The sequence below is a fragment of the Pseudomonas sp. MIS38 genome (genome assembly GCF_019891575.1).
In the GTDB taxonomy this organism is placed as follows: Bacteria; Pseudomonadota; Gammaproteobacteria; order Pseudomonadales; family Pseudomonadaceae; genus Aquipseudomonas; species Aquipseudomonas putida_A.
Map to the genome: position 1 here is coordinate 58,389 of NZ_JAFLXF010000024.1, position 23,039 is coordinate 81,427.

Here is a 23,039-nt window from a genome sequence, read left to right on the forward strand (position 1 = left end):
AAGTCTATGGGGCGGCCTGAGGTCGCCAGCAACACCGTGAGGTAGGGTCATGAAACGCTTCGTATCTGTTCTGGCATTGGGTGGGGTCGTCTCGCTCGCGGGCTGCGTCGCACCGACGCCCAAGCCCAATGACCCTTATTACGCTCCGGTGTTGCCACGCACGCCATTGCCGTCTGCGGCCAACAACGGCTCGATCTATCAGGCCGGCTTCGAGCAGAACCTGTACAGCGACCGCAAGGCATTCCGGGTCGGTGACATCATCACCATCACCCTGAACGAGAAGACTCAGGCCAGCAAAAACGCCAACTCGCAAGTGGCCAAGAACAGCAAGACCGGCATCGGCCTGACTTCGCTGTTCGGCGGCAGTGGCACCACCAACAACCCGTTGGGTGGCAATGACCTGAGCCTCGACGTCGGCTACAGCGGCGACCGCGCGACCAAGGGCGACAGCAAGGCGGCGCAGGGCAACACCCTGACCGGCTCGATCACCGTGACCGTGGCCGATGTGCTTCCAAATGGCATCATCGCCGTGCGCGGCGAGAAGTGGATGACCCTCAACACCGGCGACGAGCTGGTGCGCATCGCCGGTCTGGTGCGTGCCGATGACATCGCGACTGACAACACCGTGTCGTCGACCCGTGTCGCCGATGCGCGCATCACCTACTCGGGCACCGGTTCGTTTGCCGATGCGAGTCAGCCAGGCTGGTTCGACCGTTTCTTCCTCAGCCCGCTGTTCCCTTTCTAGGTGGCGACTTTGAATTTCAAGAGCCTCATGCTGGCTGCGGCCCTGTTGTCCGCAGCCTTTGGTGCCCACGCCGAGCGGCTGAAAGATATCGCCAGCATTTCCGGCGTGCGTTCCAACCAGTTGATCGGTTACGGCCTGGTGGTCGGGCTTAACGGCACCGGTGACCAGACGACGCAGACCCCGTTCACTCTACAGACCTTCAACAACATGCTGTCGCAGTTCGGCATCAAGGTGCCGCCGGGATCCGGCAACGTGCAGTTGAAAAACGTCGCAGCGGTGTCGGTCAGTGCCGATCTGCCGGCGTTCGCCAAACCGGGTCAGCAGGTCGACATTACCGTTTCTTCGATCGGTAACTCCAAGAGCCTGCGCGGCGGCACTCTGTTGCTGACCCCGCTCAAGGGTATCGACGGCAACGTCTACGCCATCGCTCAGGGCAACCTGGTGGTCGGTGGTTTCGATGCCGAAGGTCGCGACGGTTCGAAGATCACCGTCAACGTTCCGTCGGCCGGTCGTATTCCGGGTGGTGCTTCGGTGGAGCGTTCGGTACCGAGCGGTTTCAACCAGGGCAACAGCCTGACGCTGAACCTCAACCGTTCCGACTTCACCACGGCCAAGCGTATCGTCGACAAGATCAACGACATGCTCGGCCCTGGCGTGGCGCAAGCCATCGACGGCGGTTCGATTCGTGTGACGGCGCCGCTCGATCCGAGCCAGCGCGTCGACTACCTGTCGATCCTCGAAAACCTTGAAGTCGATCCGGGTCAGGCGGTGGCGAAAGTCATCATCAACTCGCGCACCGGCACCATCGTCATCGGCCAGAACGTGAAAGTTTCGCCGGCCGCCGTGACTCATGGCAGCCTGACCGTGACCATCACCGAAGACCCGATCGTCAGTCAGCCGGGCCCGCTGTCCAATGGGCAGACGGCCGTCGTGCCACGTTCGCGGGTCAATGCTCAGCAGGAAGCCAAGCCGATGTTCAAGTTCGGCCCGGGCACCACCCTCGACGAGATCGTGCGGGCGGTGAACCAGGTTGGCGCGGCACCGGGTGACCTGATGGCCATTCTCGAAGCACTGAAGCAGGCCGGCGCGTTGCAAGCCGACCTGATCGTGATCTGAGGACGGCGACCATGGATATGCGCAAAGGCAGTCTGGTGGGCACGGGCGATTCGGGTTCGTACTCCGACCTCAATCGTCTGAACCAGCTCAAGGTCGGCGACAAAAACAGCGATGCGAACATGCGCAAAGTGGCGCAGGAATTCGAATCGCTGTTCCTTGGCGAAATGCTCAAGTCGATGCGTTCGGCCACTGAGGCATTGGGTAAAGACAACCCGATGAACACCCCGGCGGCCAAGCAATATCAGGAAATGTACGACCAGCAACTGGCGGTGTCGCTGTCCCGCGAGGGCGGTGGGATCGGGCTGGCCGACGTGCTGATGAAGCAGATGTCGAGGAATAAACCGCTGGCACCGGGTGAGGCTGCAGCCGCGTCCGCCGCCAAGCAAGAGGCGGCGAAAGCCGCTGCGGTGCAGACCCCGATTGCCGCCGGCACCACCGCCACCAATGGGCCGTTATCACGGCTCAATGGCGAGCGTCCGTTGTGGGCCTCGCGTTCCGGGCGTGTGGCTACTACCGAAGCCTCGCACAGCAATGACATGGCAATGATCAACAAGCGTCGTCTGGCATTGCCGCCGAAACTGGCCGATCGTTTGCTCGCCGGTCTGGTGCCGTCCGCCACGCCGACCGCCACCAATGCCTTGCCACAACGTGCCGTGACCACGGCCGCCACCGGCGCCGGCCCGCTGTACAACGGCGACTGGCTGAGCCGTGCCGAAGACGCCAAGGCGTCCGGCGGGCAGATGCAGATTTACGGTCGGGCGATGGCGCAGATTCCGCTGGCGCCGGCCAAGCGCGCCTTCAGCTCCGCCGACGAATTCGTCAACACCATGTTGCCAATGGCCAAAGAAGCCGCCGCGCGTATTGGCGTCGATCCGCGTTATCTGGTGGCGCAAGCCGCACTGGAAACCGGCTGGGGCAAATCGGTCATGCGTGCCCAGGATGGCAGCAGCAGTCACAACCTGTTCGGCATCAAGGCCAGCAGCAACTGGACCGGCGATTCGGCCCGGGCAATCACCAGCGAGTTCCGCAACGGGCAGATGGTCAAGGAGACGGCGCAGTTCCGTTCCTATGCCTCGTACAAGGACAGTTTCCACGATCTGGTGACTTTGCTGCAGACCAATAATCGCTATCAAGATGTGGTGAAGTCGGCCGATAACCCAGAACAGTTTGTACGCGAGTTGCAAAAGGCCGGTTACGCGACCGACCCGAACTACGCGACGAAGATTTCGCAGATAGCCAAGCAGATGAACAGTTTCGAAAACTACGCTGCGGCCGGCGTTTCAACGACGCCTCTATAAACACACGGTAAGGTTTGAATCATGAGTTTGCTCAATATCGGGATGTCGGGGTTGTCCGCGAGTTCTTCCTCTCTCGCGACCACAGGTAACAACATTGCCAACGTCGACACCGCCGGTTATTCACGCCAGCAAACCGTGCAGAGCACCAAGTCCTCGCAGCAGTTCGGCAACGTCTTCATCGGTACGGGGACGACCCTGGCCGATGTGCGCCGGGTCTACAACTCTTACCTCGAAAACCAGCTGCATACCGCCACCTCGCTCAATAGCGAAGCGGCTGCGTACGGTGCCCAGGCCACTGCGCTGGATGCCTCGATGTCCGATACCAACACCGGCCTGACCGGTGTGCTGCAAAAGTTCTTTACCTCGATGCAGGGCGTGGCGACTTCTGCCACTGATGACACCTCCCGTCAGTCGGTGCTGACCGGTGCGCAGGCCCTGACCAGCCGTTTCAATGCGCTGGCCAAGCAGCTGAACGATCAGAACACCACGATCAATGGCAACCTGGGCGACATGACGTCCCAGGTCAACAAGCTGGCGACTTCGATTGCCAACCTGAACCAGAAGATCGGCGAGATTTCCACCAGCGGCGGCCAGCCGAACGATCTGCTCGACAGCCGTAACGAAGCGGTGCGTCAGCTCTCCGAGCTGACCGGTGCACAGGTCGTCGAGCGTGGCACCAGTTTTGACGTGTACATCGGCACCGGCCAGCCGCTGGTGATCGGCAACACCACCAACACCCTGAGCACCGTGCCGAGCAAGGACGATCCGACGCGCATGGCGATTCAGCTGGACCGCGGCTCAAGCGTGATCGACATCACGTCGGCCATGAGCGGTGGCGAAATCGGTGGCCTGCTGACCTATCGCAAAGAAGTGCTCGACCCTTCGCTCAATGAGTTGGGGCGTGTCGCGCTGGTGGTGGCCGATCAGGTCAACAGCCAGCAAGCCCAGGGCATCGACAAGAACGGTGACTTCGGCGCCGCGATCTTCAACAACATCAACAGTGCCGCGCTGGTCAGCCAGCGCAGCATTGCGCAGTCGACCAATAGCGCCGGCTCGGGCAACCTCGATGTCACCATCAAGGACACCGGCAAGCTGACCACCAGCGATTACCAGGTGACCTTCACCAGCGCCACCAACTATTCGGTCAAGCGCTCCGATGGCACCGACATGGGCTCGTTCAGCACCACGACCACGCCACCGCCGGTGATCGACGGCTTCACCCTGGCCCTCAACGGCGGCGCCCTGAGCGCTGGCGACACCTTCAAGGTGACACCGACCCGTAACGCGGCAAGCACTATTCAGACGGTACTGACCGATCCGAAGAAAATCGCTGCGGCAGCACCGCTGACCGGCGTGGCCAGTGCCAACAACTCCGGTACCTACACCCAGCCGACGCTGACCGATTCGTTCAACATCTACAACCCGGCGTCGCAGACCGAGTTGCAGAATGCGCTCAAATATTCGACGCCGGTCAAATTGGTGTTTGGTGCGGTCGCCAGCGGCAGCCAGTCGTACAACATGGTTGACGCCAAGGGCAACACCATCGGTTCGGGCACCATCGTGCCGGGGCAGGCCAACACCTTGAACCTCAAGGTCGGCATGGTCGACTCCACCGGTGCTCCGGTGATGGACACCACGGTCACGCCGAACGTGCAGAAGACCTTCACCGTACAGACCACCGTGGGCGCGACGCCGAAGTCCGGCGAAACCTTCACCATCAACCTGACCGGCGCGGCGTCTTCGGATAACCGCAACGCACAGACACTGGTTGGCCTGCAGACCAAGCAGACCGTGGACACCGGCAGCGGCAGCAAGGGCATCAGCCTGACCGACGCCTACAACAAACTGGTGACCAACGTCGGTACCAAGGCTGCGCAGAGCAAGTCCGACAATGAAGCCACCTCGGTGATCCTCGATCAGGCCAAGGGCGCGCGTGATTCGCTGTCCCAGGTCAACCTCGATGAAGAGACCGGCAACCTGGTCAAGTATCAGCAGTACTACACAGCGTCTTCGCAGATCATCAAAGCTGCGCAGGAAACCTTCGCCACGCTGATCAACAGTCTTTAAGGAGTCGTAATTCATGCGCATTTCCACCGCCCAGTATTACGCGACGCAAGCTGCTCAATATCAGCGCAACTACAGCAAGACGGTCGCGACCGCCAACGAAGCGAGCAGCCTGCAGCGCATCAACACCGCTGCCGACGATCCGATCGGCGCCGGTCGCCTGCTCAAGCTGGGTCAGCAAAGTGCGATGCTCGACCAGTATCAGGGCAACATCGACACCACCAAGAGCTCGCTGACCGTGCAGGAGTCGACGTTGAACTCCATCACCACGGCTCTGCAGCGCGCCAAGGAAATCGGCCTGGCCGCCAACAACGGTATCGCCACCGACGACAACCGCAAGGCGTACGCGGCGGAACTGAGCCAGATCCAGCAACAAGTGCTGGGCCTGATGAACTCCAAGGATGCCAACGGCAACTACCTGTTCTCCGGTTCCAAGACCGATACCGCGCCGTACTCGCAAAACGTCGACGGCACCTACACCTATAACGGTGACCAGACCCAGATCAACCTGGGCATTGGCGACGGTATGTCGGTCGCGACCAATACCACCGGTTGGGACGCCTTCCAGCAGACCATCAACACCAGCCGCACCCAGACCACCATGACCGCTCCGGCGCTGGATGACGGTCGTGTGGTGCTGTCCAACGGTACGGTCGGCACCGCAGCGACCTACAACGCCAAGTTCACGGCGGGCCAGCCATACACCGTGGATTTCATCAGCAGCACGCAGTTGAAAATCACCGATGCCCTGGGCAACGACGTGACGTCCGAGGCCAGCCAGAACGGCCTGATCAGCAACAGCAATGGTGCCAACCAGACCGTCAGCTTCCGTGGCGTCGACATGAAGTTGAACATCAACCTCAAGGCCGGCGACACCAACCCGGATGCGGTCATCGCCGGTCACAGCTTCCAGCTGTCGGCCACGCCTGATTCGTTCACTACCGCGCGCAGCCCGGGCAACCCGTCGACGGCGGTCATCACCGGCTCCAGCGTGACCAACCAGGCGGCGTACAGCGCGGCCTTCCCGTCGGGCGGCGGCGCGGTGCTGAAGTTCACCAGCGCCACCGATTTCGACCTGTACGCGGCCCCTGTGACCGCTGACAGCAAACCGGTGTCGTCGGGCACCATGGTCGGCAGCAACGCCACGGCCGCCGGTGTGACCTTCGCCATTGGCGGTACGCCGGGCGCGGGCGATCAATTCTCGATCCAGTCCAACAACCACCAGACCCAGAACGTGCTCGACACCCTGGGCCAGATGGTCACGGCGCTGAACCTGCCGGTCGACGGTGATCCGGTGGTCAAACAGAAATTCCAGGGGGCCATGGAGGCGGCGCTGGGCAACATCGACAGCGCGTCCAACCAGATTGGCGCTGCGGTGACCTCGATCGGTGCGCGCGGTCAGTCGCTGGATGACCAGGACACCACCAACCAGAGCCTGATCCAGGCCAACACCACGACCCAGGGTTCGATCCGTGATTCGGATCCGGCCGAGGTGATGACCCGCCTGACGTTGCAGCAGACCATGCTGCAAGCCTCGCAACTGGCGTTCAGCAAGATCAGTCAGTTGGGTCTGTTCAACAAGATCTGACATTGGACGGGCGCGCAGGCGCCCGTTTGTCTCGTCCTTCAGTTAATGTTTTTTTGCGGTTTCATGGGCTCGCTTTACCGAGCGGGCTCGTACCGCCTGTGAGCCCGCCGTGAATCCACTTCCTCTCGTCAGTCTGGTCATTCCCGCCTTCAATCCGCGCTTCTTCGAGCGGACCTTGAACAGTGCGGTGAGCCAGACTTATGGCCAACTCGAAATCATCGTTTGCGACGACAGCCGCGGCAGCGAGATTGAAGCCATCGTTGCGGCGGTAGTTGAGCAGTCCGGCGTCGCCGTGCGTTACGTGCGCAATCCACGAACGTTGGGGCTGGTCGACAACCTCAAGGCTTGTCTCGAGCAGGCGCAGGGCGAGTACATCAAGTTTCTGTGCGATGACGATCTGCTCTATTCCGCGTGCATCGAGCAGCAGGCCCATGAAATGCAGCGTGCAGAAGTCAGCCTGGTGGTGGCGCAACGGCTGCTCTGGGACGCAAACGACATCATTCTGCCGGCGCGCATCGAAAACACGCCGTTGTCGCCAGTCAGTGGCTTGCTCAAGGGCGACGACGTACTGGGCATCTTTGAAAAATTCCCGGTCAACGTGCTCGGTGGCTTCAGCAATGCGCTGATGCGTCGTGCCGACGTCGTCGAGCTGTTGCCGGCATTGACCGAGGACGGCGCCTGCTTCGTCGCAACGCTGGATTTTGCCCTGTATGTCTGCCTGCTGCGGCGCGGCAATCTGGCGGTGTCCAACAGCGTACTCAGTGCCGAACGCCTCTACCCGGAGCGTCTGAGTGCACAGCAACCGATGAAGGATGCTGCGCAAGTCGAGCGCGAGTGGATTTCGCAAATGCTCAAGGCGCGCAGCGGTGAATCGGCGCCTGCGCCGGGATGGGTGCGTTATGTTCCGTTGTCCCGCGCTGATGAGTTGCCCCGGGTCTGGCAAGAGTTGCCCCTGAGTCGAACCCTGGGTACCAAGCAGAGCCGTCAGGAGTGGGGAGTCGGCGTCAACAGCTTCAGCTTCGGCGAACTGTACGCGCAGTGGCTGGCATGTCGGGTGCTCACCGAGCAGCAACGCCACTGGTTGCCGGAAACGCTTGCCAGTTGGCCCTGCCAGCCGCGCATCGTGCCGATCATCATTGACGGGCAGGGCAGTCGCGATGGCCTGGAGCGCACATTGGAGGCGCTCGCCGCGCAGGATTATCCGCCAGAGCTGATCCTGGTCCTGTCCGTTTCGTGTGCCGAGGCGCGCCTTGATGGGCGCGTGTTCCACATGCCGTTGCAGGATGACGGGCTGGAGCAGATTAATACGTTGCTGCCGCAGCTCGAAGGGGCCGACTGGTTCTATCTGTTGCAGCCAGGCGATCGCCTGGTGGCGCCGGCGTTGCTGGTCATGGCCGACCGGATCGCGCACACCCCAACCCTGACATGTCTGTACAGCGACGAAGGCAGCCTGCGCAGCGGCGAGTCGGCAGAGCCTGCGTTCAAACCGGATTTCAACCTCGACCTGATGCGCAGTTATCCCTATGTCGGGCGCGCCCTGGCATTCAAGCGCGAGCGATTTCTGGCGCTCGGCGGCTTTGCGCCGACGTTTGCCGAACTGGCACCGCATGATGCGCTGTGGCGGATGGTCGAGAACGACGGCTTGCACGTCGTGGGACACATCGCCGAAGTGTTGCTCGAGTCCAAATTCGATCTCTCCCAGTGGCTGACCGAGCCCGGTGTCGTGGCGCAAAGCCCGCGGATTCTCGAAGCGCATCTGCAACGCCTGGGGATTGCCCATGACATCCGCCGTGGCGGCAGCGAACTGCTCAACCGCGTGGATTATCAGCATGCGCGACGACCGCTGGTGTCGGTGGTGATTGTCACTCAAGACCAGACGGCTGCACTGCAGCGCTGTGTTGAAACGCTGCTGGAAAAGACCGCTTACACCGAGTACGAATTACTGTTGGTCGACAACGGCAGCGAAAGCGCCGAGGCGCGGGTGTGGCTGGACGGCATGGCGCAACTGGGCAGCGAGCGAATTCGTGTGCTGAGCTATCCGCAAAAGGGTAATGCGGCGGCCGCGCACAACTTTGCGGTCAGCCATGCGCGTGGCGAGTATGTGTTGCTGCTCAATGCTTTTGCGGTGATCACTCAGGCCGACTGGCTCGACGAACTGCTCAATCATGCGCAACGCCCGGAAGTCGGCGTAGTCGGTGCGAAGCTGTTCAACCCGGACGGTGGTGTGCTGCACGCGGGGCTGATTCTCGGTTTGAACGGCCCGGTCGGTCTGCCGTTCTATGGCCAGCCCGTGCAGTCGGACGGGTACATGTTCCGCCTGCAAGCGGTGCATGACCTGAGCGCGGTTGGCGGCGATTGCCTGATGATTCGCAAGTCGGTCTTCGAGGTTGCCGGTGGGCTCGACGAACAGGATCTGAAGCAGACGTTGAACGTCGTGGATCTGTGTTTGCGGGTCGGCCGCGAAGGCTACCTGGTGGTATTGAATCCCCACGCCATGCTCGCAGTGGGCGCACGCCCGAGCGCCGCGGCGACGACTGAAGACGAAGCGCTGTTCGCCGAGGAAAGGGAAACCTTCTACCAGCGCTGGTTGCCAACCATCGCCCGCGATCCGGCCTACAACATTAACCTGACTCTGCAGGGTGTCGGTGCCACCAACTTCAGTCTTGAGCCTGGCCTGCGAACCGGTTGGAGTGCCTTTTCCAAAGCGCAGTTGCCGAATGTGCTGGTGGTGCCGATCAACGCCTCGGCCATCGGCCATTACCGCATGAGTCAGCCGATGATCGAGTTGCAGGCGGCTAACAGAGTCGAGGGGCGCATTTGCTACGGTTTGCCGTCGATCATTGATATCGAGCGCCAGTCGCCTGATGTGATCGTGCTGCAAGGGCGCTATTCGGAACACGCCATCGATGAAATCCCGCCTCTGAAAAAATACTTCAATGCGCGGCGCATCTTCGAGCTCGATGACTACGTCATCGACGTTCCCCATCGCAATGCGCACATCCGCAACATGCCGAGCAAGCAGGACATGGAGCGTATGGTGCGACGAGCCATCGGTCTGTGTGATCGTGTGGTCGTATCGACCCAGCCCCTGGCTAACGTGCTGTCCGACATGCACCACGACATTCGTGTCGTACCGAACATGCTGTCCAAGGACTTGTGGAGCCACTTGCGCAGTCAACGCCGCACCTCGAAGAAACCACGGGTCGGTTGGGGCGGCGGGACCAGTCACCACGGTGATCTGGCGGTGATCGCCGATGTGGTGCGCGAATTGGCCAACGAAGTCGACTGGGTTTTCTTCGGCATGTGCCCGGACGATCTGCTGCCGTACATGCATGAGTTCCATGGCGTGATCGATCTGGAGGTCTACCCGGCGAAGCTGGCCAGCCTGAACCTGGACCTGGCCCTCGCGCCGCTGGAATTCCACGTCTTCAATGACTGCAAAAGCAACTTGCGGCTGCTGGAGTACGGTGCCTGCGGCTATCCGGTGATCTGCACCGACACCGAGGCCTACCGTGGTTATCTGCCATGTACCCGGATCAAGACCAACAGCACGGACGAGTGGCTACAAGCGATCCGCATGCACCTGGCCGATCCGGATGCCAGTTACCGCATGGGTGATGAATTGCGTGAGGTGGTGCTGCGTGACTACGTGTTGCGTGGCGATAACCTGCGGTATTGGGAGTATGGCTGGCTGGCGGATTGATCTGCGTTCGGCTACCGGAAAAAGGCGACCTGAAGGTCGCTTTTTTTTGTCCGTGAAATGCGTGTCTGCGTTAAATGCCGACGGATTTGCGCGCGGATTAAAGCTTTGGTTTTTCCCTGTCGATATCAACGTATTCTCGATTTATCAATGTGCTTGGCGGGGGATGATCGCCACGCAAGCAGGGGCCGGTTCATAACAAGGCAAGGAAGAAGTAATGGCAGTTATAAACGGAACAAACGGCGCGGATACGCTGACCGGTACCAGTGGGGATGATGAAATCAATGGCCTGGCCGGCAATGATCTGATCAGGGGAAGTGCCGGAGCAGACAAGATCGATGGCGGTACCGGGACTGATACGGTGGACTATTCCACATCGGCTGATGGGATCAACGTCGACATCCGCTCTAATGCTGTCGGTCTTGCGGGCATCGGCGGCGACGCTCAGGGTGACACCCTGAGCGGCATTGAAAAGGTGATCGGCACGGCGTTCAACGACACCTTCAATCTCGATACGGCCACCGCGACGTTCGAGGGCGGAGCGGGGGATGATGTCTACGTTCTCAACGGCAGTGGCGGCACGGTTATCGAACAGTCGAGTGGCGGTAACGATGAAGTACGCAGCAACTTCGCCCAGATTTACCTGAGCGCCAACGTCGAGCGTCTGACCTATACCGGAACCGGTTCATTCACCGGTTGGGGCAATGCCAGCGACAACGTCATTACAGGAGGCGTTGGCAACGACTTCCTGTATGGCGGCGCGGGTGCTGATCAGTTTATCGGTGGTGCCGGTATCGACACGGTCGGCTATACCGATAGCACTGTCGGTGTCAGCATCAACCTGAAAACCGGCGTCAATTCCGGGATCGCGGCGGGGGATACCTACACCGGCATTGAACGAATCCTCGGCTCGAACGGCAACGATACATTCGTCGCCGATAGCCGGGTATTTGCCTTTGACGGCGGTGCGGGAACGGCTGACGTGGTGGATTACTCGACGTCTGTCGAGGCGATCAATGTCGATATCCGAGCTAATGCTGTCGGTCTCGCGGGCATTGGCGGCGACGCTCAGGGTGACACCCTGAGCGGCATTGAAAAGGTGATCGGCACGGCGTTCAACGACACCTTCAATCTCGATTCGGCCACTGCGACGTTCGAGGGGGGAGCGGGGGATGATGTCTACGTTCTCAACGGCAGTGGCGGCACGGTCATCGAACAGACGGGTGGCGGTAACGATGAAGTACGCAGCAACTTCGCCCAGATTTACCTGAGCGCCAACGTCGAGCGCCTGACCTATACCGGTAACGCGGCATTCACCGGTTGGGGCAACGCCAGCGACAACGTCATTACGGGGGGCATTGGCAATGACACCCTGTATGGCGGCGCGGGTGCCGACCAGTTCATCGGTGGTGGGGGTATCGACACGGCTGGCTATGCCGACAGCACTGTCGGTGTCACCTTGAATTTCAAGACCGGGGTCAACAGTGGCATCGCGGCGGGCGATACCTACACCGGCATTGAGCGAATCCTCGGCTCGGGCTTCAACGATACCTTCATCGCCGACAGTCGGGTGTTTGCATTTGACGGCGGTGCGGGAACGGCTGACGTGGTGGATTACTCGACGTCTGTCGAGGCGATCAATGTCGATATCCGAGCTAATGCTGTCGGTCTCGCGGGCATTGGCGGCGACGCTCAGGGTGACACCCTGAGCGGCATTGAAAAGGTGATCGGCACGGCGTTCAACGACACCTTCAATCTCGATTCGGCCACTGCGACGTTCGAGGGGGGAGCGGGGGATGATGTCTACGTTCTCAACGGCAGTGGCGGCACGGTCATCGAACAGGCGGGTGGCGGTAACGATGAAGTACGCAGCAACTTCGGCCAGATCTACCTGGGCGCCAACGTCGAGCGTCTGACCTATACCGGCAACGCTTCATTCATCGGCTGGGGCAATGCCAGCGACAACATTATTACCGGTGGTGCCGGCAATGACCTGTTGTATGGCGGCGCAGGTGCCGATCAATTTATTGGTGGCGCCGGCATAGATACCGCCAGCTACGGCGACAGTACTGTTGGCGTCAGCATCAATTTGAAAACCGGTGTCAACAGCGGCATCGCAGCGGGCGATACCTACACCGGCATTGAGCGAATCCTCGGCTCGGGCTTCAACGATACCTTCATCGCCGACAGTCGGGTGTTTGCATTTGACGGCGGTGCGGGAACGGCTGACGTGGTGGATTACTCGACGTCTGTCGAGGCGATCAATGTCGATATCCGAGCTAATGCTGTCGGTCTCGCGGGCATTGGCGGCGACGCTCAGGGTGACACCCTGAGCGGCATTGAAAAGGTGATCGGCACGGCGTTCAACGACACCTTCAATCTCGATTCGGCCACTGCGACGTTCGAGGGGGGAGCGGGGGATGATGTCTACGTTCTCAACGGCAGTGGCGGCACGGTCATCGAACAGGCGGGTGGCGGTAACGATGAAGTACGCAGCAACTTCGGCCAGATCTACCTGGGCGCCAACGTCGAGCGTCTGACCTATACCGGCACCGGGTCATTCACCGGTTGGGGCAACGCCATCGACAACATCATTACAGGGGGCAATGGCAACGACATCCTGTATGGCGGCGCGGGTGCCGACCGGTTCATCGGTGGTGCCGGTTTTGACACTGTCGGCTACGGCGACACGACTATTGGCGTCACCATCAACCTGAAAACCGGGGTTCACACAGGGATTGCAGCAGGGGATACCTACACCAGTATCGAAGCTTTGACCGGCACGATAGCCGGTGACATTTTCATCGCCGACGGCGCGGCCATGGCTTTTGACGGGTTAGTGGGTGCGGACATGGTCAGCTATGAACAATCCGACAGCGCCGTGACCATTGATTTGAAAACTAAGGTCAATGCGGGTGACGCGGCCGGCGATACCTACACCGGAATCGAGTTTTTCCAGGGCAGCAGCTTCAACGACACCCTGTCCGGAACCGCATTCGGTGACAACTTCATTGGTGGCTCCGGTGCGGACCTGATCGATGGGCGTGAAGGGCATGACACTGCCTGGTACATCAACAGCAAGGCCGCTGTGAACATCAATCTGCAGACCAACGTCAACGAAGGCGCCGATGCTCAAGGTGATGTGCTGCTCAATATCGAGCGAGTGATCGGCAGCCAATTCGACGATACGCTGACCGGAAGTTCGGCAGTCGATTTTCTTGAGGGCAGCACAGGCAACGACGTGATTTATGGCGGCGACGGGGCCGACTTCATTTATGGAGGCCTGGTTTCCCTGGCCGGGCCGTTAGCCAGTTCGGCACCCAATGCAGGGGCTGAGGCTGATGCGCTCTATGGCGGCAATGACAACGACACGATTCTCACCGCATCCAACGACACTGGCAGCCGTGCGTATGGCGAAGCGGGCGATGACACCATCACCGTAACTCATGGCATCGCTGATGGTGGTGAAGGCAATGACAAGCTGATCGGTACCGGCCTGGGCTTCTCGCTGTTTGGCGGCGTGGGCAAGGATAATCTGGTATTGCAGTCCGTCGGTTCGGCCTTCGGTGGTGAAGGTGACGATATCTACACCATCGACACTTCGGCATTGGTCAACATTCAGGACGACGGTACCAGCCGTGGCGACAAGATTGTGCTGTCGTACATTCGCGCTTCGGAACTGCAAGTCGACCGTGTCGGTGACGACCTCTACCTGCACCGTTACAGCGTTTCAGCCGGACAGACGCCGGATGAGGGCGTGCGCCTGAAGGATTGGTTTGCCGGTTCCGACACTATCGAGCAGATCGTGACGGCCGATAATCAGACCATCAATCTGCCGGCCAACAGTGATGCATTCGCGATGTTTGGCTGACCACTGAATCGCACACCTGCAATCGCAATGCGGCCGCAGGTGTGCGCTTGGCAGCTGAAGGACCAACCTGGTTTCAACCAAGCAAGGAAGAAGCAAATGTCAGTGATTTATGGAACGAGTGAAGCCGATGTCATGGGCGGCAATGAAGGCAATGACGAACTCTACGGACTGGAGTCGGATGATCAGATCTGGGGTACCACGGGGTCCGATCTGCTGGATGGCGGGGAGGGGTTCGATTCAGTGAGTTATCAGATGATGCCGAACGGCGTCAGCGTCGATTTCCGAGAGGGGCTGGCCACTGTCACCAAGGCGGACGGCTCCGTCGATACCCTGGTCGGCATCGAAAAAGTCATCGGCAGCTTTGACAATGACACCTTGGTCAGTTCGGTCAGCGGTATCACGCTGGAAGGTGATAACGGCGATGACGTGTACATCGTCGGTAGCGAAGGTGTGACCATCGTCGAAGCGGAACGCGGCGGTTACGACGAGCTGCGCACCAGCGTCAACACCCAGAGGATGGATCCGTTCCTGGACAAAATGATCTTCACCGGCACCGGCGACTTCAAGGGCTACGGCAATGCCGAGGCGAACGTGATTGTCGCCGGTGCAGGCAATGACGTGCTGTGGGGTGGCGACGGTGGCGATCAGTTCATTGGCGGCGAGGGCTTCGACACAGTCAGCTATACCGACAGCCTTGAAGGCGTCAGTATCGAGCTCTCGAGCATGTGGGGCGCCACCGGCATTGCATTCGGCGATACCTACTCGAGCATCGAGGCCGTGCGGGGTTCGAATTTCAACGATGTGATCTTCGCCGGCGCAAGCCCAATGGTCATGGACGGTGCCGATGGCTTTGACGCCGTCGATTACAGCCGTTCCAACGATGCGGTCAGCATCGAGTTTCGTGATGGCGAGGGCTTCGGTTCTGGCGGCTACGCCGAGGGCGACACCTTGATCAATGTGGAAAAGGTTGTCGGGACTAACCTGGACGATCACTTCACTGCTAACTCGGGCGGCGTGACCTTCGAAGGTGGCTGGGGCAGTGACGTCTATACGATCAACAGCGAGGGTGTGACCATCGTCGAGACAGACTCAGGCATGGGGTTTGACGAGCTGTACACCAGCCTGTCGGTCATGAAGATGGACCCGTTCATCGAGAAAATGACCTACACCGGTACAGCCGATTTCACCGGTTATGGCAATGATTCCGACAACTACATCTTCGGCGGCAGCGGCGATGACCTGTTCTACGGTGGCGCCGGACGGGATGTGTTCGTCGGCGGCGCGGGAACGGATATCGTCAGCTATGACGACAGCGATACGGGTGTGGTGGTCAACCTGTGGAGGATTGGCCAGAACGGTACGGCCGAAGGGGATATGTATTACGACGTCGAAGGTCTGCAAGGCAGTCGTTTCAACGATGTGATGGATGCCGGCCGCGAGGACGCGATCCTGGAAGGTGGCAACGGCGACGATGTGATCAATGGCAACGATGGCAACGATCACCTTTACGGCGGACTGAAGTCCGGTCTCGACGGTGATGTCGCGCAGGCGGACACACTGTCTGGCGGTTCGGGTGATGACGTCATCGTCAGCGCTGTGAATGACCTGGGTACAGTGGCCCACGGCGACGGAGGCAATGACACCATCACGGTCCACAACGGCAGTGCCCTTGGTGATGACGGTCATGACGTGCTCACCGGCACCGGCAACAGTTATCTGTTGTCAGGTGGCAGCGGCAACGACGTGCTGAATCTCAATCTTCCGGGGCAGTCCGGTACTGGCGGCACCGCACTGGGCGGTATGGGTGACGATATCTACATCGTGAACAGCACCGGGCTGGTATCGATTCAGGACGAGGGCTGGGATCTCAACGACACCCTGATCCTCAACACCATCACCAACGCCAGCCAGTTGAACGTCACCCGCATCGGCGATGACGCCTACCTGCACAGCGCCAACGACGGCAGCAGCGGTGTGCCGGACAACGGCGTGAAACTGGCGGGATGGTACGCCGGGTTCAACAACATCGAGCACCTGCAGACTGCCGACGGCCAGGTCTACGACCTGCCGGCGACGGTTGATGGGTTCGCCATGTTCGGCTGATCACTCGATCTGTTGATGCACCGCAATGAAAGGGATGAATCCGCTGCTGGATTCATCCCTTTTTTCATGCCTTACGGCGCACCCGACGCAGCGCTCGCGGAGCTGGCGCGTTTCCTGCAAGTCCCCCTCAAATCGCCATAAAACGAGCGCTCGCGGTCATCGCAGCGGCGCCGCAGGCGGCAAAAGGGTTAGCCAGACGGCCCGCATCGCTCAACAAAGCCATGCGCAGCCCGGTGACGAACGAGAGGGGAGACGATGAAGGCAGTTATTTTGGCGGGTGGCCTCGGCACGCGCATCAGTGAAGAGTCGCACCTCAAGCCCAAGCCCATGATCGAGATCGGCGGCAAGCCAATTCTCTGGCACATCATGAAGCAGTATTCCGCTCACGGGATCCACGACTTCGTGATTTGCCTTGGCTACAAGGGCTATGCGATCAAAGACTTCTTCGCCAACTACTTCCTGCACACCTCCGACGTCACGTTCGACATGCGCAATAACCGCATGGACGTGCACCAGAACTACAGCGAGCCGTGGAGCGTCACCCTGATCGACACCGGCGAGGAAACCATGACCGGTGGCCGTCTGCTGCGTGCCGGCCGTTACCTCAAGGATGAAGAGGCGTTCTGCTTCACCTACGGCGACGGCGTTTCCGACATCAACATTGCTCAACTCGTCGATTACCACAAAGCCCACGGTCGCCTGGCCACCGTCACCGCGGTGCAGCCGCCGGGACGTTACGGTGCCCTTGAGCGCCAGGGCGATCAGGTGCTCGGTTTCACCGAAAAACCGCGTGGCGACGGTGGCTGGATCAACGGTGGCTTTTTCGTGCTGTCGCCCAAAGTCCTGTCCTACATCGCTGGCGATGAAACCACCTGGGAAGCCGAGCCGCTGGCGCGTCTGGCAGAGGAAGAACAGTTGAACGCCTTCGAACACGAAGGCTTCTGGCATCCGATGGACACCCTGCGCGACAAGAACCACCTCGAAGCGCTGTGGCAGAGCGGGGAGGCCCCATGGAAGCAATGGGCCTGAGTGCGGATTTCTGGCGCGGCAAACGCGTACTGATTACCGGCCACACCGGTTTCAAAGGCAGCTGGCTGACCCTGTGGCTGCAAAGCCTCGGTGCGCAAGTCAGCGGTTTTTCGCTGGATCCGTCGACCGAACCGAGCCTGTATGAACTGGCGCGGGTTCACGAAGGGATCAACGATCAACGTGGCGATCTGCGTGATCTCGGCGCGTTGCTGGAGATCATCGCCGACACCGAGCCGGAGATCGTCCTGCATCTGGCTGCGCAGCCGCTGGTGCGTGAAGGCTATCGCGATCCGCTGGGCACTTACTCCAGCAACGTCATGGGCACGCTGAACCTGCTCGAAGCGATCCGTCAGGTCGGTTGCGTGCGCGCCTGCGTGCTGGTGACCACCGACAAGGTTTACGCCAACAAGGAATGGCTGTGGCCGTACCGCGAAGACGAAGCCCTCGGTGGCCACGATCCCTACAGCAGCAGCAAGGCTTGCTGCGAACTGTTGGCGCAGTCTTACGCCGCGTCGTTTTTCCCGGCTGACAAGTATGCCGAACACAGTCTGGCCCTGGCCACCGCGCGCGCCGGCAACGTCCTGGGTGGCGGTGACTTCGCCCCGGAGCGTCTGATTCCCGATGTGCTCAAAGCCTGGACTGCCGACGAGCCGGTGACCCTGCGTTATCCGCAAGCGGTGCGCCCGTGGCAGCACGCGCTGGAACCGCTGGCTGGTTACCTGCAACTGGCTGCCGGCCTCTACGAACAAGGCCCGGAATACGCCGGGGCGTGGAACTTCGGTCCGGGCGAGGCGGACATGTGCAGCGTCGGCGAAGTGGTCGAACTGCTCGCCAGTCGCTGGCCACAGGCACGCGGTCTGCGCATCGAAAAAAGCGAACTGCACGAGGCTGGTCTGTTGCGTCTGGACAGCAGTCGCGCCCGTCAGGTGTTGGGCTGGCAGCCACGCTGGACCTTGCAGCAATGCCTGACCCAGACCCTCGACTGGCATCTGGCGTGGCAGAACGGCGATGACATGCGCAACGTCACTCTCGGCCAACTGAACCTGTACCGAGGCGCGCTGTGAGCGAGTTTTCCTTGAAACCGTTGCCGCTGGCCGGGCTGTTCAGCGTCCAGCACAGACGCTTCGAAGATCAGCGCGGGCATTTCGCCCGGCTGTTTTGCGAAGGCAGCCTGAGCGCGTTCGGCAGCGAATTTCACATCCGCCAGATCAACCATTCCTGCACCCGTGAAAAGGGCAGCGTGCGCGGTCTGCATTACCAGAATGCCAATGCGCCGGAAGCCAAGCTGATCACCTGCCTGCGCGGTGAAGTGTGGGACGTGGCGGTGGATCTGCGTCCTGACTCCGAGACCTTTCTGCACTGGCACGCCGAGCACCTCAAGGCTGGCGACGGTCGCAGCCTGTTGATTCCGGCCGGGTTCGCCCACGGTTTCCAGACCCTGACCGATGACGCCGAACTGCTTTATCTGCACAGCGCCGATTACGCGCCGGAGCATGAGGGCGGCTTGTCGGTGAACGATCCACGGCTGGCGATCGCCTGGCCGTTGCCTGTCAATAATTTGTCAGCGCGTGATTCCAGCCATCCTGCGCTCGATCAACACTTTGCCGGAGTGCGTCTATGAACTGCCGTGGGTGCGCCGCACCGCTGAGCCTGCCGCTGATTGACCTCGGCACCTCGCCACCGTCCAACGCCTACGTGCATGCCGAGCGCCTGGAGCAGGCCGAACAGTGGGTGCCGCTCAAGGTCGCCGTGTGCCAGCAGTGCTGGCTGGTGCAGACCGAGGACTACACCCGCGCCGACAGCCTGTTCGACGCCGAGTATGCCTATTTCAGTTCGTTCTCCAGCACCTGGCTGGCCCACGCCGAGCGTTATGTCGCCGAGATGGTCGAGCGCTTTGCTCTGAGCGCCGACAGTCGTGTGGTCGAAATCGCCGCCAACGACGGTTACCTGCTGCAGTACGTCGCTGCTCGCGGCATTCCGTGTCTGGGTGTCGAGCCGACCCGCAGCACCGCGCAAGCGGCGCGGGAAAAGGGTCTGCAGATTCGTGAAGTGTTCTTCGGTCGCGACAGCGCTGCGCAGCTCCACAGCGAAGGCTGGGGCGCCGACCTGATGGCCGCCAACAACGTGCTCGCGCATGTGCCGGACATCAATGATTTCCTTGGTGGTTTCGCCACGCTGCTCAAGCCGACCGGCGTCGCCACTTTCGAATTTCCGCAACTGCTGACGCTGATGGCTGGCGCGCAGTTCGACACGCTGTACCACGAGCACTATTCCTACCTGTCGCTGACCGCCGTGCAGACCTTGTGCGAGCGCAATGGTCTGGAAGTGTTCGACGTCAGTCAGTTGAGCACTCACGGCGGTTCGCTGCGGGTGTTCGTGCAGCGCCAGGACGGAGAGCGTCGTGCTGTGCAGCCGGCGGTGCAGCAACAGTTGCAGGCCGAGCTGGATGCCGGGGTGAAAACCCCTGAGTACTACGCGACCCTCGCGCCGGCTGCCGAACGCATCAAGCATGAACTGCTGCGCTTTCTGTTGCAGGCCAAGGCCGACGGCAAGCGGGTGGTCGGTTACGGCGCGGCGGCCAAGGGCAACACCTTGCTCAACTACGCCGGGGTCAAACCGGATCTGCTGGCGTGGGTGGCCGATGCCAACCCGCACAAGCAGGGCAAGTTTTTGCCGGGCAGTCGGATCCCGATTGTCGCGCCGGCGCAGATCGACATCGAAAAACCGGACTACGTGCTGGTGCTGCCGTGGAACCTGTTGCACGAAGTCAGTCAGCAACTGGCGCAGGTGCGCCAGTGGGACGGGCGCTTCGTAATCGCCGTGCCTGAGATGAAAGTCCTGTGAACGTCCTGGTCACCGGGGCCACGGGCTTCGTCGGCCGGCATCTGGTCGCGGCGTTGCTCGCCCGTGGCTGCGCGGTACGTGCGGTGGCGCGTAATATCGAGACTGCGGCGAGCATGCCGTGGATCAGCGACGTCGAATTCGTTGCGGCGGATATTCACGCGGCGGATCTGGACATTGCGGCGCTCACCGACGGTATCGACGTCCTCGCGCACCTGGCCTGGCCGGGGTTGCCGAACTATCGGGCGCTGTTTCATTTCGAGCACAACCTGATGGCCGACTACCGCTTTATCAAAGGCGCGGTCGAGGCGGGTGTGGCGCAAGTATTGGTGACCGGCACCTGCTTCGAGTACGGCATGCAAAGCGGCCCGCTCGACGAAAGTGTCGAGCCGCAGCCGAGCAATCCTTACGGTCTGGCCAAACACACGCTGCAGCTGTTTTTGCAAAATCTGCAGCAGGAAAAACCGTTCACCTTGCAGTGGGCGCGTCTGTTCTATCTGCATGGCGAAGGGCAGAACCCCAACAGTCTGCTGGCAGCGCTGGACCGGGCGATCGATGCCGGGGAGGCGTCGTTCAACATGTCTGGCGGCGAGCAACTGCGCGACTTTTTGCCGATCGCCAGCGCCGCCGATTACCTCGCCACGATCGTCCATCAGCGCGATTTCAACGGCGTGATCAATTGCGCCAGTGGCCAACCGGTATCGGTGCGCGCACTGGTTGAACAACGGCTGCGCGAGCGCGGTGCGGCACTGAATCTGAACCTCGGCCATTACCCTTATCCGACCCATGAACCGATGGCGTTCTGGGCCGTGACCGAGCGTTTGCAACAGCTACTGGGAGAGCCGCAATGAGGCACGAGTTGTATCGGGTCACCGACCTGCCGGTGTTGCAGAACCGCACCTTCGCCGACCCGGAGTCGGCAAAGGCTTCGGCCAGCGCCGACATGCTGCTGGTGCAGGACGAGCGCAGCGGCCTGATCTTCAACGCCGCGTTCGATGCCGACAAGCTCAGCTATGACGCTGACTATCAGAACGAGCAGGCCCATTCGGGCCAGTTCCAGAAGCACCTGAGCGACGTCGAAGGCATCATCGCCAAACACTTCAAGGGCCAGGAGCTGATCGAAGTCGGCTGCGGCAAGGGTTACTTCCTTGAGTTGCTCAAGGGCCTCGGTTATTCGATCACCGGGATCGACCCGGCCTACGAAGGCGAAAACGCCGACGTGATCAAGGCGCCGTTCACCCGTGGTCTTGGCCTGGCAGCTGACGCCATTGTCCTGCGCCATGTGCTGGAACACATCGAAGACCCGGTGAGCTTTCTGGCGGTGATCGCCGAAGCCAACCAGGGCGGGCAGATTTACATCGAGGTGCCGTGCTTCGACTGGATCCTCGAGCACAAGGCCTGGTTCGACCTGTTCTACGAGCACGTCAATTATTTCCGCCTCGATGACCTGCGCCGGATGTTCGGCACCGTGCACGAGGCCGGTCATCTGTTCGGTGGCCAGTACCTGTACATCGTCGCCGATCTGTCGACGTTGCGCCTGACCCCGGAGCAACCGGTGCCACGCCTGACGCTACCGGACGGTTTCACCGCCAGCCTTGAGCGCGCGGTGCAGATCATTCAGTCCGCACCCGAGCAGGGTTCGGCGATCTGGGGCGCATCGTCCAAAGGCGTGATCTATTCGCTGTTCCTGCAACGCGCGGGTGTCGCGGTGGATCGTGTGGTGGATATCAACCCGGCCAAACAGGGGCGTTATCTGCCGCTGAGCGGCGCGCGAGTGTCCTCGCCGCAAGAGGCGATGGATGCGCTGCCCGAAGGCGCCCACCTGTTTGTGATGAACTCCAATTACCTCGAAGAAATCAAGCGGATGACCGGTGGACGCTACGTCTATCACGCCGTCGATAGCGCTTCGTTCCAGTGACCATTGAGACTTTGAACATGACCGACAACAGCATCAACCAAGCCTTCGAAGCCGAATGCCGCGAGCAGATCGCCCAGCAGGGTGACGACCAGAAACTCACTGGCCTGGCCCGTGATTTCTTCAACGAATCGGCCAAGCACAAATACAGCTACCACTTCTCGTGGATGGGCCGCCCGATCATCCAGCTGCCGCAGGACATGATGGCGATGCAGGAGATCATCTGGCAGGTCAAGCCGGATCTGGTCATCGAGTGCGGCATCGCCCACGGCGGTTCGATCATCTACTACGCCTCATTGCTGGAACTGCAAGGTCACGGTGAAGTGCTGGGCATCGACCTCGACATCCGCCCGCACAACCGTGAAGCGATCGAAAGCCACCCGATGGCCAAGCGCATCAAGATGATCGAAGGTTCGAGCATCGACCCGGCCATCGCCGCTCAGGTGCAGGCTGCGGCCAAAGGCAAGAAGGTCATTCTGGTGCTCGACTCCAACCACACCCACGACCACGTGCTCGAAGAGCTGCGCCTGTATGCGCCGCTGGTCTCGGTCGACAGCTACTGCGTGGTGATGGACACCGTGGTCGAAGACATGCCGGCCGATTTCTTCCCGGATCGTCCATGGGGCCCGGGCGACAATCCGAAAACCGCGGTGTGGAAGTACCTGGAAGAGAACCAGGACTTCGAGATCGACCAGCAGTTGCAGAACAAGCTGCTCATCACCGTGGCGCCGGACGGCTATCTGCGTCGCGTTCGTTAATTCGCACCATC

At 60.8% G+C, this 23,039-nt stretch carries 15 protein-coding genes; all 15 read left to right on the forward strand.

The annotated features are described in order from the left end of the window. Positions 1 to 49: 49 nt before the first annotated feature. The 15 genes from flgH to J1G18_RS23355 all read left to right on the forward strand — a co-directional run bounded on the left by flgH (position 50) and on the right by J1G18_RS23355 (position 23,028). A complete protein-coding gene (gene flgH, locus J1G18_RS23285; RefSeq protein WP_027613958.1) occupies positions 50 to 745 on the forward strand; it encodes a flagellar basal body L-ring protein FlgH in 696 nt (231 codons plus the stop codon). Between the two features lie 27 nt (positions 746 to 772). Continuing rightward, a complete protein-coding gene (locus J1G18_RS23290) occupies positions 773 to 1,861 on the forward strand; it encodes a flagellar basal body P-ring protein FlgI (RefSeq protein ID WP_161794916.1) in 1,089 nt (362 codons plus the stop codon). 11 nt (positions 1,862 to 1,872) lie between these two features. After that, on the forward strand, positions 1,873 to 3,159 hold the full coding sequence (gene flgJ / locus J1G18_RS23295) for a flagellar assembly peptidoglycan hydrolase FlgJ (RefSeq protein ID WP_098967804.1): 1,287 nt from the start codon (positions 1,873 to 1,875) through the stop codon (positions 3,157 to 3,159). A 21-nt stretch (positions 3,160 to 3,180) separates the two neighbouring features. Next, positions 3,181 to 5,226, forward strand: coding sequence for a flagellar hook-associated protein FlgK (gene flgK / locus J1G18_RS23300; RefSeq protein WP_135295206.1), 2,046 nt, complete (start codon positions 3,181 to 3,183; stop codon positions 5,224 to 5,226). 13 nt (positions 5,227 to 5,239) lie between these two features. Beyond that, positions 5,240 to 6,811 carry a flagellar hook-associated protein 3 gene (locus J1G18_RS23305; protein ID WP_223008663.1) on the forward strand — a complete coding sequence of 524 codons (1,572 nt, stop codon included), beginning with the start codon at positions 5,240 to 5,242 and terminating at the stop codon, positions 6,809 to 6,811. 109 nt (positions 6,812 to 6,920) lie between these two features. Next, the gene (locus J1G18_RS23310) at positions 6,921 to 10,514 is read left to right on the forward strand and encodes a glycosyltransferase (protein WP_098967809.1); all 3,594 of its coding nucleotides are present in this window, start codon (positions 6,921 to 6,923) and stop codon (positions 10,512 to 10,514) included. A gap of 214 nt (positions 10,515 to 10,728) precedes the next feature. After that, positions 10,729 to 14,382, forward strand: a complete 3,654-nt coding sequence (locus tag J1G18_RS23315; RefSeq protein ID WP_223008665.1) for a beta strand repeat-containing protein — start codon at positions 10,729 to 10,731, stop codon at positions 14,380 to 14,382. A 96-nt stretch (positions 14,383 to 14,478) separates the two neighbouring features. Further along, entirely contained in the window at positions 14,479 to 16,485 is a 2,007-nt protein-coding gene (locus J1G18_RS23320; RefSeq protein ID WP_223008667.1) for a calcium-binding protein, read from the forward strand. Positions 16,486 to 16,740: 255 nt separating this feature from the next. Beyond that, positions 16,741 to 17,514: a glucose-1-phosphate cytidylyltransferase gene (rfbF, locus tag J1G18_RS23325; RefSeq protein ID WP_223008669.1), complete on the forward strand. Its 774-nt coding sequence runs from the start codon at positions 16,741 to 16,743 to the stop codon at positions 17,512 to 17,514. After that, positions 17,496 to 18,578: a CDP-glucose 4,6-dehydratase gene (rfbG, locus tag J1G18_RS23330; protein ID WP_223008671.1), complete on the forward strand. Its 1,083-nt coding sequence runs from the start codon at positions 17,496 to 17,498 to the stop codon at positions 18,576 to 18,578. Before rfbF ends, rfbG begins: the two co-directional genes overlap by 19 nt. Then, on the forward strand, positions 18,575 to 19,135 hold the full coding sequence (locus J1G18_RS23335; RefSeq protein ID WP_223008673.1) for a dTDP-4-dehydrorhamnose 3,5-epimerase family protein: 561 nt from the start codon (positions 18,575 to 18,577) through the stop codon (positions 19,133 to 19,135). Before rfbG ends, J1G18_RS23335 begins: the two co-directional genes overlap by 4 nt. Beyond that, positions 19,132 to 20,358 carry a class I SAM-dependent methyltransferase gene (locus J1G18_RS23340; protein WP_223008675.1) on the forward strand — a complete coding sequence of 409 codons (1,227 nt, stop codon included), beginning with the start codon at positions 19,132 to 19,134 and terminating at the stop codon, positions 20,356 to 20,358. The genes J1G18_RS23335 and J1G18_RS23340 overlap by 4 nt, the downstream gene beginning before the upstream one ends. Beyond that, positions 20,355 to 21,206: an NAD-dependent epimerase/dehydratase family protein gene (locus tag J1G18_RS23345; RefSeq protein ID WP_223008677.1), complete on the forward strand. Its 852-nt coding sequence runs from the start codon at positions 20,355 to 20,357 to the stop codon at positions 21,204 to 21,206. Before J1G18_RS23340 ends, J1G18_RS23345 begins: the two co-directional genes overlap by 4 nt. Continuing rightward, positions 21,203 to 22,273: a class I SAM-dependent methyltransferase gene (locus tag J1G18_RS23350; RefSeq protein WP_097090152.1), complete on the forward strand. Its 1,071-nt coding sequence runs from the start codon at positions 21,203 to 21,205 to the stop codon at positions 22,271 to 22,273. Before J1G18_RS23345 ends, J1G18_RS23350 begins: the two co-directional genes overlap by 4 nt. Before the next feature lie 17 nt (positions 22,274 to 22,290). Further along, positions 22,291 to 23,028 carry a cephalosporin hydroxylase family protein gene (locus tag J1G18_RS23355; RefSeq protein ID WP_027614220.1) on the forward strand — a complete coding sequence of 246 codons (738 nt, stop codon included), beginning with the start codon at positions 22,291 to 22,293 and terminating at the stop codon, positions 23,026 to 23,028. Positions 23,029 to 23,039: the final 11 nt, after the last annotated feature.